The sequence below is a fragment of the Comamonas odontotermitis genome (assembly GCF_040396735.1).
Taxonomy (GTDB): domain Bacteria; phylum Pseudomonadota; class Gammaproteobacteria; order Burkholderiales; family Burkholderiaceae_C; genus Comamonas; species Comamonas odontotermitis_C.
Genome location: NZ_JBEBNZ010000001.1, coordinates 293,764 through 306,008 on the forward strand (window position 1 = coordinate 293,764; position 12,245 = coordinate 306,008).

General features: G+C 60.2%; 13 protein-coding genes. 9 read left to right on the top strand and 4 right to left on the bottom strand.

Annotated elements, in window-relative coordinates; genetic code table 11:
• Positions 1 to 17: 17 nt before the first annotated feature.
• The 3 genes from ACH2DG_RS01345 to ACH2DG_RS01355 form a co-directional block, all read right to left on the bottom strand.
• Positions 18 to 1,055, bottom strand: a complete 1,038-nt coding sequence (locus tag ACH2DG_RS01345; protein ID WP_395023923.1) for a DctP family TRAP transporter solute-binding subunit — start codon at positions 1,053 to 1,055, stop codon at positions 18 to 20.
• Positions 1,056 to 1,130: 75 nt separating this feature from the next.
• Positions 1,131 to 2,429 (bottom strand): TRAP transporter large permease, encoded by a 1,299-nt coding sequence (locus tag ACH2DG_RS01350; RefSeq protein WP_395023924.1) that lies wholly within the window; start codon positions 2,427 to 2,429, stop codon positions 1,131 to 1,133.
• On the bottom strand, positions 2,426 to 3,019 hold the full coding sequence (locus tag ACH2DG_RS01355) for a TRAP transporter small permease (RefSeq protein ID WP_395023925.1): 594 nt from the start codon (positions 3,017 to 3,019) through the stop codon (positions 2,426 to 2,428). Before ACH2DG_RS01355 ends, ACH2DG_RS01350 begins: the two co-directional genes overlap by 4 nt.
• A gap of 306 nt (positions 3,020 to 3,325) precedes the next feature.
• On the opposite strand from ACH2DG_RS01355, the gene ACH2DG_RS01360 reads away from it, so the two are divergent.
• From ACH2DG_RS01360 to ACH2DG_RS01400, 9 genes are all read left to right on the top strand, one after another.
• Positions 3,326 to 4,264 carry a LysR substrate-binding domain-containing protein gene (locus ACH2DG_RS01360; protein WP_395023926.1) on the top strand — a complete coding sequence of 313 codons (939 nt, stop codon included), beginning with the start codon at positions 3,326 to 3,328 and terminating at the stop codon, positions 4,262 to 4,264.
• A 293-nt stretch (positions 4,265 to 4,557) separates the two neighbouring features.
• The gene (locus tag ACH2DG_RS01365; protein ID WP_224152804.1) at positions 4,558 to 5,457 is read left to right on the top strand and encodes a transporter substrate-binding domain-containing protein; all 900 of its coding nucleotides are present in this window, start codon (positions 4,558 to 4,560) and stop codon (positions 5,455 to 5,457) included.
• Between the two features lie 124 nt (positions 5,458 to 5,581).
• A complete protein-coding gene (locus ACH2DG_RS01370; RefSeq protein ID WP_395023927.1) occupies positions 5,582 to 6,337 on the top strand; it encodes an amino acid ABC transporter permease in 756 nt (251 codons plus the stop codon).
• 1 nt (position 6,338) lies between these two features.
• Complete coding sequence (locus ACH2DG_RS01375) at positions 6,339 to 7,010, top strand: amino acid ABC transporter permease (RefSeq protein WP_224150414.1); 672 nt, start codon at positions 6,339 to 6,341, stop codon at positions 7,008 to 7,010.
• Positions 7,011 to 7,034: 24 nt separating this feature from the next.
• A complete protein-coding gene (locus ACH2DG_RS01380; protein WP_184704033.1) occupies positions 7,035 to 7,772 on the top strand; it encodes an amino acid ABC transporter ATP-binding protein in 738 nt (245 codons plus the stop codon).
• 245 nt (positions 7,773 to 8,017) lie between these two features.
• Positions 8,018 to 9,064, top strand: coding sequence for a dihydroorotase (gene pyrC, locus ACH2DG_RS01385; protein WP_395023928.1), 1,047 nt, complete (start codon positions 8,018 to 8,020; stop codon positions 9,062 to 9,064).
• Positions 9,065 to 9,229: 165 nt separating this feature from the next.
• Positions 9,230 to 9,904, top strand: coding sequence for a DUF3025 domain-containing protein (locus ACH2DG_RS01390; RefSeq protein WP_395023929.1), 675 nt, complete (start codon positions 9,230 to 9,232; stop codon positions 9,902 to 9,904).
• A gap of 105 nt (positions 9,905 to 10,009) precedes the next feature.
• Positions 10,010 to 10,888 carry a protease HtpX gene (gene htpX / locus ACH2DG_RS01395; RefSeq protein ID WP_395023930.1) on the top strand — a complete coding sequence of 293 codons (879 nt, stop codon included), beginning with the start codon at positions 10,010 to 10,012 and terminating at the stop codon, positions 10,886 to 10,888.
• A gap of 215 nt (positions 10,889 to 11,103) precedes the next feature.
• On the top strand, positions 11,104 to 11,469 hold the full coding sequence (locus ACH2DG_RS01400) for a hypothetical protein (protein ID WP_395023931.1): 366 nt from the start codon (positions 11,104 to 11,106) through the stop codon (positions 11,467 to 11,469).
• Between the two features lie 75 nt (positions 11,470 to 11,544).
• Here ACH2DG_RS01400 and ACH2DG_RS01405 read toward each other — a convergent pair whose 3' ends face one another.
• Complete coding sequence (locus tag ACH2DG_RS01405) at positions 11,545 to 12,102, bottom strand: hypothetical protein (protein WP_395023932.1); 558 nt, start codon at positions 12,100 to 12,102, stop codon at positions 11,545 to 11,547.
• Positions 12,103 to 12,245 lie beyond the last annotated feature (143 nt).

Sequence of the window (12,245 nt, forward strand, 5' to 3'; positions counted from 1 at the left end):
TGCGGCGGGGCTAGCTTTTATTGCTTGCGCGCAGCAATGGCCTTTTCGGCCACGTCGACCAGATCGGCGCCCACTTGCTGTTTCCACTTGTCATAGACGGGGCGGGTGGCCTTCACAAAGGCGTCGCGCTCGGCGGGGCTCAGCTGGGTCACGGTCACGCCGTTGGCGGCCAGTTCCTTAACCAGGGGCTTGTCGGCTTCGATCATGCCTTTGCGGGCGATGGCGATCTCTTCCTTGCCCGCCTCGATGGCGGCCTGGCGCACGATGTCCTGGTCGGCCTTGGTCCAGCTGTTCCAGATGTCCTTGTTGACGACGAAGATCAGCGGATCGTTGATGTAGCCCCACAACGTCATGTGCTTCTGGCCCACGGTGTAAAGCTTGGCAGCCTGGTACACGGCCACGGGGTTCTCCTGGCCGTCCACGGCGCCGCTGGCCATGGCAGGCTGGGCATCGGCCCAGCTCATCTGCGTGGGGTTGGCGCCCAGCGCGGTAAAGGTGTCCACAAAGAGGGGCGAGCCGACGACACGAATCTTGAGGCCTTTCAGGTCGGCAGGCGTCTTGATGGCGTGCTTGGAGTTGGAGATTTCGCGGTAGCCGTTCTCGCCCCAGGCCAGTGGCACCACGCCAGCTTTCTCCAGGCGGGCAAACAGGCGCTTGCCGGGTTCGCCCTGCGTCAACGCATCGGCGGCGGCATAGTCGGGCATCAGAAAGGGCAGAGCGAACAGATTCAACTCCTTGATCTGCGGCGACCAGTTCAGCGTGGAGCCCACCGCCATGTCGATCACGCCCTGGCGCAGCGCGGAGAACTCACGCGTCTGGTCGCCCTGGATCAGCGATACGCCAGGATAGAGCTTGATGTTGATGCGGCCCTGGGTGCGTTCGCGCACCTTGTTGGCCCAGATCTCGCCGCCCTTGCCCCAGGGAAAGGCGGTGCCCAGCACCAGCGACATGCGGTATTCGCTCTTGTAGTTGCCTTGTGCATGCACGGCAGGGGCGGCAAGGCAGAGCGCAGCAGCTGCGGCCAGTGTGGAGGCGAGGAATTGGCGGGTTTTCATCAGACAGTCTCCTTGTTGAAATACTAAAAAGTGAGCATTCAGCGCTTGCTGGATAAGCGCTGATACATGTTTTTATCAATAACCCAGCTTGGCGGGTAGCCACAGGGCGAGCTGCGGGAAGGCAATGACCAGCACCATCACGCAGAACATGGCAAACAGCATCCAGCCGACCCAGCGCACGGTCGACTCCATGCGCACGCCAGCGATGCGGCAGCTGACCATCAGGTTGACGGCCAGCGGCGGCGTGAACTGTCCGAGCGCCACCTTCAAGGTCAGAATCACGCCGAACCACACCGGATCCCAGTGGTAGTGCTGGATGATGGGCATGAGCAGCGGTACAAAGATCAGGAAGATGGAGATGCCGTCGAGGAACATGCCAACGGTGATCAGCATCAGAATCAGGAGCGCCATCACACCCCATTCGCCCAGGCCCGAGTTGACGATGGCCGTGGTGATCGGGTCGATCACGCCCAGCGTCGAGAGCGAGAAGGCAAAGATGCCGGCCAGCGACACCACGATCAGGATGACGGCCGACAGCTCACCCGCTTCGCGCAGGATGGGGAACAGGTCACGCAGGCTGATGGTGCGGTGAACCACCATGCCGACGAACAGGCCGTAGAAAACGGCGACCACGGCCGCTTCGGTCGGGGTGAACCAGCCCATGCGCATGCCGCCCAGAATCAATACCGGCGCGGCCAGGCCCCAGGCGGCCTCGCGCAGGCTTTTCCAGAACGGAGGGCGAGGCAGGCTCGACTCCAGCGCGCCCATCTTGTGCTTGCGCGACATCCATACCGCCGGAATGATCAGCGCCAGCCCGGCCAGCACGCCCGGAATCATGCCTGCCGCAAACAGCGCAGGCACCGAGGCACCTGGCACCAGCACCGAGTAGATGATGAAGGCCACCGAAGGTGGAATCAGGATGTCCGTGGCCGCAGCCGCCCCCACCACGCTGGCCGAGAAGCTGCCGGGGTAGCCCGCGCGGCTCATCGCGGCGATCATCACCCCGCCAACGGCAGCTGCATTGGCAGGGCCCGAGCCCGAGATGCCACCCAGGAACATGGCCACGGCAATCGCCACCAGCGGCAGCATGCCCGGGCCACGCCCCACGATGGCAATCGCAAAATTGACCAGCCGCAGCGCAACGCCGGAGCGGTCGAAAATGGAGCCCACCAGCACGAACATCGGAATGGCCAGCAGCGGGTATTTGCCCAGGCCTGCATAGAAGTTCTGCGGCACGGCCAGCAGGCCGAACCATTGCGCATCGGCGTTGGCCAGTGCAATGGCCACGGCGCCGGCCAGCCCCAGTGCGGCGCCAATGGGCACGCCGATCAGCATCAGCGCGATAAAGCCTATGAACAGAAGCGTGGCAATCATGCAAGCTCCTTGGTGGTGACCGTGCCGTCGCCGGTATCGTCCGCCGGCGCTTCAAAGCTGGCCTTGCCCTGGCGCGCGAACAGGCCCAGCGCTCGGAAAGTGATCAGCGCCGAGAACACCGGCAGCCAGACGGAGTACCACCACTGGGGCACACCAATGCCTGGCGAGGTTTCTTCATAGCGGTAGTCGTCATAGACCACGCGGATGCTGAGCACGCAGATCATTGCGAACAGCAGGGCCACCATCAGCGCGCCAAAGCGGGCAAAGGCCTTGCGGCGGCGGGCATTGCCACGGTCGGCAAAGTACTCGATGCGGATGTGCAGGTCGCGCGCCACGGCGGCAGAACCTGCCACCATGGCCAGCAGAATCATCAGGAAGACGGAGATTTCCTCGGTCCAGGCAAAGGAGCCGTCGGTGAAATAGCGCACGATGACATTGGCAAAGGTGATCAGCGCCAGGAGCGCCATGATGACCACCGTGAGCCAGTCCTCCAGCCACAGGCCCTTGGCAGGTGGTGGTGTGGCGGGAGCGAGGGGGGAGGCGTCAGGCGCGGCGGCGCCGCCCGGACGGGTGGAGGAAGGTGGGGTCATAACAACCGGGGTCCAAAAAGGCTCGGCAGAGCCAGACAAAACGCAGAGGCATGAAACACAAGCCGCCTTGTGGGCGGACCATCGCAATCGGGTAGATGGGTTGCTGAACCAGCAAAATTTGCCTGGTGGGTAGACCAGTTGCCGCTGATTATGGCCCGGTTGCGGAGGGCAAAATGCCATGAATTTCCCGCAAACGTTGCGCATATGCACTGAAAGCACGGCATGCGTCGCCGTAGTGACCAATGGCTTCGCCGCAAATTGCGCTGCATTGGTTGGGCCGGTGCGAAGCGTGTGGATAATGCGCGCATGGAAACCAAGTGGCTTGAAGATTTTGTGAGTCTGGCGGAAACGCGCAGTTTCAGCCGGTCGGCGCAGTTGCGCCATGTCACGCAGCCGGCATTCTCACGGCGCATTCAGGCGCTGGAATCCTGGGCGGGGGCGGATCTGGTGGATCGCAGCTCCTACCCGACCCGGCTGACCCCTGCAGGCAAGACCTTGTACAACCAGGCCATTGAAATCCTGCAGGCGGTGCAGAGCACGCGTTCCATGCTGCGGGTGCATGCCTCCTCCGGCAAGGACATCATCGACTTTGCCGTGCCGCATACCTTGGCATTCACTTTCTTTCCGGCCTGGGTGTCGAGCCTGCGCAATGATTTCGGCCTGTTCAAGAGCCGCCTGATGGCGCTCAATGTGCACGATGCGGTGGTGCGCCTCGTCGAAGGCGGTTGCGATCTGCTGATTGCCTACCACCATGAATCGCAGCCCATCCAACTGGACCCGCAGCGCTACGAAATGGTGAGCCTGGGCCGCGAGGCCATGGCGCCGTACTGCAAGCCAGGGCTTGACGGGCTGCCGCTGTTTCCACTGCCCGGCACCTCGGAGGTGCCACTGCCCTTTCTGGGCTACGCGCCTGGCGCGTACCTGAGCCGCGTGACCGATCTGGCACTGAAACAGGCGCCCGAGCCCGCCTATCTGGATCGCGTGTACGAAACCGATATGGCTGAAGGCCTGAAAGCGATGGCAATGGAAGGCCATGGCATTGCCTTCCTGCCGCAAAGTGCAGTCCGAAAGGAGCTCAAGGCCAAGAAGCTGGTCCGCGCCGACCACCCCAGCTCGGCGCAATGGGAAGTGGAGATGGATGTTCGCGTCTACCGGGAAAAACCGCAATCCAAGGATTCCGTCAAAAGCAGTGCGCAGGCCCTGTGGGACTATCTGTCGTCGCGCAACCCCGCACGCCATTCCTGATATGGATAGTGCTATTTATTTTTTTTATTTGCAGGGTAATTTCTAATACGGCCCGCAACTATTTTGTGCAATGCTTACGGATTGCTTATTTTTTGCAGGCCGGAGCTTAGGGTTTTCTTTGGAAAATGCTATGAGCAATGATGGCGGGATTTAAATTGCTGAAGATGTGTCAGCATGATCTCACCACATTAGCTTGACCGGTGCACAATCGAGCGCGCGGGTTGTCGCATTGGTGTCTTGATGGTTTTCGACAGCGTGACTACAACCAAACTGATTTTTCTGGAGGTCTGATGATGAAGAAACATTTGCTGGCTTTTGCGGTGGCAGCGGTTGCTGCAGGTAGCGCGTTTGCGCAAGCGGGTGATACCCTGGCGAAGATCAAGTCTTCCGGCAGTATCACCCTGGGCGTGCGTGAGTCGTCGGGCCTGGGCTATACGCTGGGCAACGGCAAGTACGTGGGCTTCCATACCGAGATGTCGGAGCGCATTGCCGATGACCTGCAAAAGCAGCTGGGTCTGGCCAAGCTGGAAGTCAAATACCAGCCGCTGACTTCGCAGAACCGCGTGCCTCTGGTGCAGAACGGCACCGTGGATCTGGAATGCGGCTCCACCACCAACAACCAGGCTCGTCAGAAGGACGCAGCCTTTGCGTTCACCACCTATGTGGAAGAAATCCGCATTGCCGTGAAAGCCAATTCGGGTATCACCGGCATCAAGGATCTGAATGGCAAGACCATTGTGACCACCACGGGCACCACCTCGGTGCAGACCCTGCGCAAGAACAAGCGCGCCGATGGCCTGACCTTCAAGGAAGTCATGGGCAAGGACCACGCCGACAGCTTCCTGATGCTGGAGTCGGGCCGTGCTGACGCCTTCATCATGGACGGCTCCATCCTGGCTGCCAACATCTCCAAGTCCAAGGTCCCTGCCGATTTCAAGATCGTTGGTGAAGTGCTGTCGGTCGAGCCCATCGCCTGCATGATGCGCAAGGACGATGCCGCCTTCAAGAAGGCAGTGGATGACTCCATCGTGCGCCAGATCAAGGACGGCTCGCTGGCCAAGCTGTACGACAAGTGGTTCATGCAACCCATCCCACCGAACAACGTGAAGGTGGGCCTGCCACTGTCGGCTGCGACCAAGGAAGCATGGGAGCATCCAAACGACAAGCCGATGGAAGCCTACGAAGTCAAGTAAGCACACCTCACGGGTACCGCCCTTCCAACCAGCGGTTTGGAGGGGCGTTTTTGTTGGTACTGGTAATTGATAGTTGCATGCCGGTGCCAAACATTGCTACAACGACAAAAAAAGAGGTGGCCCTATGAATTGGGATTGGCAAGTATTTTGTGAAGACACCATCGAGCGCCAGGTCGTGCAGGGCTGTTTCGGCAAGAACGGCGATATCACGTATCTGGACTGGTTGATGTCTGCATGGGGATGGACCGTCTCCGTGTCTTTGTGTGCGCTGGTGATCGCGTTGGTCGTCGGCTCGATCATCGGTACATTGCGTACCCTGCCAGACCGGCCATGGACGGTGCGTTTTGGCAATGCATGGGTGGAGTTGTTCCGCAATGTGCCGCTGCTGGTACAGATTTTCCTGTGGTACCACGTGGTGCCAGCCATTTTCCCTGCATTGAAGCAGGTACCCGGCTTCCTGCTGGTGGTGCTGGCCCTGGGCTTTTTCACCTCTGCCCGTATCGCCGAGCAATTGCGCGCTGGTATCCAGGCGCTGCCGCGTGGCCAGCGTTATGCAGGTATGGCGCTGGGCTTTACCACGTTCCAGTACTACCGCTATGTGCTGCTGCCCATGGCTTACCGCATCATCATTCCTCCGCTCACCAGCGAGGCGATGAACATCTTCAAGAATTCGTCCGTGGCGTTTGCCGTGTCGGTGGCAGAGCTGACCCTGTTCGCCATGCAGGCACAGGAAGAAACCTCGCGTGGTATCGAGGTCTACCTGGCAGTGACGGGCCTGTACATGATCTCGGCCTTTGTGATCAATCGCATCATGGCTTTCATTGAAAAGAAGAGCCGCATTCCAGGCTTCATTACTGCCGGCGGATCGGGAGGCCACTGAGATGAATCTGAATCTTGATTTTTCGTTCTACAACTGGGACCTGATCCAGAACTTCATCATCAAGGGTCTGGGTTTCAGCGTGATGCTGACCATCATTGCGACCCTGGGTGGTATCTTCTTTGGTACCTTGCTGGCGCTGATGCGCCTGTCGGGCAACAAGCTGCTCACGGTGCCTGCGACTATCTACGTCAACGGCATGCGTTCCATCCCTCTGGTGATGGTGATCCTGTGGTTCTTCCTGCTGGTGCCTTTGTTGATCGGCAAGCCGATTGGCGCTGAAATGTCGGCCATCATCACCTTCGTGGCGTTTGAGGCAGCGTATTTCTCGGAGATCATGCGCGCCGGTATCCAGTCGATTCCGCGCGGGCAGGTATATGCAGGCCAGGCGCTGGGAATGACTTACGGCCAGAACATGCGTCTGGTGGTGCTGCCGCAGGCCTTCCGCAACATGCTGCCCGTGCTGCTGACGCAGACCATCATTCTGTTCCAGGACACTTCGCTGGTGTATGCCATTGGCGCCTACGACATGCTCAAGGGCTTTGAAGTGGCAGGCAAGAATTTCGGCCGTCCGGTCGAGGCTTATCTGGCGGCTGCCGTCCTGTACTTCATCATCTGCTTTACGCTGTCGTGGTTTGTGAAGCGTCTGCACAAAAAGATCGCCATCATCCGTTGATGCTGCAATACAAAGGATATCCAAATGATTGAAATGAAGAATGTCTCCAAGTGGTATGGCAGCTTCCAGGTGCTCAACGACTGCTCCACCAGCATCAGCAAGGGTGAAGTGGTGGTGGTGTGCGGCCCTTCGGGTTCCGGCAAGTCCACGCTGATCAAGACGATCAATGCACTGGAGCCGGTGCAGAAGGGCGAGATCTGGGTCAACGGCACCGCAGTGCACGACCCCAAGACCGACCTGCCCAAGCTGCGCAGCACTGTTGGCATGGTGTTCCAGCACTTCGAACTCTTCCCCCACCTGTCGGTGACGGAAAACCTGACCATCGCACAGATGAAGGTGCTGGGCCGCAGCGCGGACGAAGCCAAGACCCGAGGCCTGAAGATGCTGGACCGTGTGGGCCTGATGGCGCACAAGGACAAGTTCCCCGGCCAGCTCTCCGGCGGTCAGCAGCAGCGTGTGGCCATTGCACGTGCGCTGTCGATGGACCCGACCGTGATGCTGTTTGACGAACCCACTTCCGCGCTGGACCCTGAAATGGTCGGCGAAGTGCTGGATGTGATGATCGGCCTCGCCCATGAAGGCATGACCATGATGTGCGTGACGCACGAAATGGGCTTTGCCAAGAAGGTGGCCAGCCGCGTGATCTTCATGGACGTGGGCGGCAAGATCCTTGAAGACTGCAGCAAGGACGAGTTCTTCGGCAACCCCGATGCCCGTCAGCCTCGTACCAAGGACTTCCTGAGCAAGATCCTGCAGCACTGATTCAGTACTGCTTCAAAAACGAAGCTGCCGGCGTTTGCCCTGGCGGGATTTCGGATGAAAAACATCTGAAATCCATACCAGGAGCGCGCCGGCAGCTCTTTTTTTGCGTAGGGCCACCGTACGCCTGCGCACAAGCGCTGTTGCGCCTATCAGCCCATCTCTGGACGGGCGCTCGCAAAGCCACTGTCGCTGCGCGAGGAGATCGTCAACATGTTCTGAGATAGGACCGATGCGACAATGGCAGGATGAGCACCGCACATCCCACCCTCTCCATCACCCGTCCAGACGACTGGCATATCCATCTGCGCGACGGAGCCGCCCTGGCGACAACCGTGCCCCACGCGGCGCAGCAGTTTGCGCGTGCCATCGTCATGCCCAATCTCAAGCCGCCAGTCACCACGGCTGTTCTGGCACAGGCCTACAAGGAGCGCATCCTGGCGGCGGTGCCGCAGGGGCTGTCGTTCGAGCCGTTGATGACGCTGTACCTGACGGACAATCTGGCGCCCGAAGAGATCGTGCGCGCCAAGGCAGCAGGCGTGGTGGCCTGCAAGCTTTACCCGGCAGGCGCCACCACCAACAGCGACCATGGCGTGACCGATATCCGCAAGATCTACCCCACGCTCGAAGCCATGCAGCGCGCAGGCATGCTGCTGCTCGTGCACGGTGAAGTCACCAGCAGCGACATCGACCTGTTCGACCGCGAAGCTGCCTTCATCGACCAGCACATGATTCCGCTGCGCCGTGATTTCCCGGAGCTGAAAATCGTCTTTGAACACATTACCACCCAGGAGGCCGCGCAGTACGTGGAGGACAGTGACAGCCACACCGCCGCCACCATCACCGCGCAGCACCTGCTCTACAACCGCAACGCCATCTTCACCGGTGGCATCCGCCCGCACTACTACTGCCTGCCGGTCTTGAAGCGCGAGGTGCACCGCCAGGCGCTCGTGAAGGCGGCGACCAGTGGCAATCACAAATTCTTCCTGGGCACCGACAGTGCGCCCCATGCTGCGCAATTGAAGGAGGCTGCCACCGGCTGCGCGGGCTGCTACACCGCGCACGCAGCCATCGAAATGTATGCCGAGGTGTTTGACAACGCGGGTGCGCTGGACAAGCTCGAAGGCTTTGCCAGCTTTCACGGCCCCGATTTCTACAGCCTGCCGCGCAATACGGATCGCATCACCCTGGCGCGCCAGAGCTGGACGCCGCCGCAAGCCTTCGCATTTGGCGAGACAGAACTCAAGCCCCTGCGCTCCGGTGAAGCCCTGCCTTGGAAGCTGGTGGCTGCCTGAGATAGTTTGCTATTGAAAGATGAGTTCCTGCGCTTGCCAGCCGTGCTTTGGCGGCCTGTTTTGCCTCAGAGCGCTTTGAAGCCGGCAACCCAATCCCTCTGGTCGGCCCTGGACTGGAGTGCTCCCTGGCTGGCGCCATACCGGGGCCTGGCCTCGCGTGTGCAAATGCTGTCGGCCAACCCCGAAAACCGGGTGGCGGATGTGCTCAATCAGCTGGGAGAGTGCGACCGGCGCTTTGTGCCGCAGACCGACCTGCCCGAAGGCGAGGCTTACGAAGCCTTCATCGCCCGCACCGGCTGTGTGCCTACGCGCGAGCATCTGCACGACGCGCTCAACGGCCTTGTCTGGCAGCGCTTTCCGCGCACCAAGGCGCGGCTCAATGCTTTGCAGGCGCAGGCCATTGCATTGCAGGGTGTGGGCGCGCAGCGGGGCGCATTGCGCGACGCGCTCACTGTATTCGACGAGAACGGGGCAGTGCTGCTGGCCCCCGAGCCGCTGTGGCAGGCGCTGCGGGCGCGCGAGTGGCAGCGCCTTTTCGTCGAGCTTCGGCCCTTGTGGTCCGATGCGCAACTGATTTTGACGGGCCACGCGCTGCTCGAGAAACTCGTCCAGCCGAGAAAACCAATCACCGCGCATGTTTTTTGCCACCCATTCTCTGCGCGCTTGGGGGACAATATCGACACAGCCATCGCACAAGCCCTGGACGCAGCGCCGCTCGCGACCAAACCATTTACACCACTGCCAGTGTTGGGTGTTCCAGGGTGGAGCCAGGAAAACGAGAACTTTTCCTTCTACGATGACTCTTGCGTATTTCGCGCGGCACGACTGCCAAAACCTTGATAACAACACCAGTCGATGCCAGAAAAAGGCAGGTAAGGCCTTGAATTACCGAAACTTTGCCTCAATTAGCGATCAATGCGTTCCCCTTATTGGAGAAACCCCTCAATGAAACGAATTTTTCTGTTTTTGCTGACCAACGTTGCTGTCGTGGTGGTGCTGGGCATTGTCGCCAGCCTGCTGGGCGTCAACCGCTATCTCACATCCAACGGCCTGAACCTGAGCGCCCTGCTGGGCTTTGCCTTCATCATGGGCTTTGGCGGCGCCATCATCTCGCTGCTGATGAGCAAGCCCATTGCCAAGATGAGCATGGGCGTCAAGATCATCAACCAGCCTGCCAATGCGGACGAAGCCTGGATCGTGGAAACCGTGCGCCGTTTTTCCGACTCCGCAGGCATCAACATGCCTGAAGTTGGTATCTACGAAGGCGAGCCCAATGCCTTTGCCACGGGCGCGTTCAAGAACTCGGCGCTGGTCGCGGTGTCCACCGGATTGCTGCAGGGCATGACGCGCGAGGAAATCGAGGCCGTGATCGGCCACGAGGTGGCCCACGTCGCCAATGGCGACATGGTGACCATGGCGCTGATCCAGGGCGTGATGAACACCTTCGTCGTCTTCCTCTCGCGTGTCATCGGCTATGCGGTCGATTCCTTCCTGCGCCGCAACGACGAAGAAAGCTCCGGCCCTGGCATTGGCTACATGATCACCACCATTGTGCTGGATATCGTGTTCGGCTTCCTGGCTGCCATCATCGTGGCCTGGTTCTCGCGTCAGCGTGAGTTCCGTGCCGATGCCGGCGCCGCCAAGCTGATGGGTCGCAAGCAGCCGATGATCAACGCGCTGTACCGTCTGGGCGGCATGCAGCCCGGTGTACTGCCCCAGAGCATGCAGGCCATGGGCATCACCGGCGGTTTGGGCAAGCTGTTCAGCTCGCACCCGCCCATCGAAGAGCGTGTTGCCGCGCTGCAAAACAGCCAGGCGCAATAACAAGCCGCCAGCCCTTTCTCACAAGCACTGCCTCGGCAGTGCTTTTTTTGTGCTTGCCGGCAGCCGCTCTGGAGGCGTCGGCGTATTCGAGATTGGTATGGTTCATTGGCGCAGATCCCCGGGTACCTGCCTTTTACCAATGGTTTACGCACGGCTCACGCAGCGTTAAGGCGGGCTTTCTGTAATAGGCCCATCGCAATGACTGGAGATGCACCATGTCCCTCACCCCCCATTTCTGGCGCCCTGTGGTGCTCTGCGCAGGGGCCTTGGCGGTCGCCGCGCTGATGACCGGTTGTGTCGTGGCACCTGCCGACCCGTACTACTACGGCAATGCCGGGGCCGTGGTGGTGTCACCCGAAGCGCCTCCGCCCGTGCAATATGAGCCGGCACCGGTTGCGGTGGCGCCGGTGGCGACCCAGATCTGGATTGGCGGCTTCTGGGATTGGAGTGGAGGCCGCTATGTTTGGCGCCAGGGGCGTTGGGCTACGCCGCCGCACCATGGTGACCGGTGGGTGCCACGTGAATGGGTGCGCAGCCCGCGCGGCTGGCAGGCCCGTGGCGGACACTGGGAGCGGCGTTGAATATCCTGCTGAGGCAACCCTTCATGCAGAAAGCGCCTTGCGGCGCTTTGTTTGGAGAGCGCCGACTGGTGGCGATCAACGGATTGAATAGTTCAACTGAAACATCAGTGCCGACTTGCCCAGCAGATTGAGCTGTGCACCCCAGTGGTCATCAAAGTCCCAGCCCATCGCCGGAATGGCCGTGAGGCCCCAGCCGTTCTTGTTGTTGAGCGGAATCTTCTTGTGGTACGGGTATTTGTAGCCGTGGATCACGCCGCCTGTGATCTTGAAGAACAGCTGCGGCGCAGCGGAGATTGGGCGGAACTGCCAACCGTAGTAAGCGTACTGGCTGGGCTGCCCGAAAGAATTGCTGAAATAGGCAAAACCCGCCACCTGGCGCTCATCCAGCTGCTTTTCGGCATTGATCAGCCACACGTATTTGTGCTTCTCGTCATCGGGCTCGTAGTCGTGTTCTTTTTTGGCATCCGAGAAGTGGTAGGTGTAAGGGGCGTAGCCGAATTTCCACCCCGACAGCGCAGAACTGCCGGCGTCACCCAGGGTGTCGGCTTCGGCAGCGCAAGCCATACTGGAGAGCGCACAAAGCAACACTGCGCCCAGGCAGGAGGACAATGTGCGGTGAATCGAACCGGGCATGGATAGAACTTTCAGCAACGTCAACAGAACAATCCAAAATTGTAGGACGGGCTGGCGAAGGTGCTTCGCCTGCTGTGGTGCAGGTGCCTCGGGGATGTAAAAAGCAGTACCTTTAAGGTATTTTTAAGTCTCTTTGAAAGAAA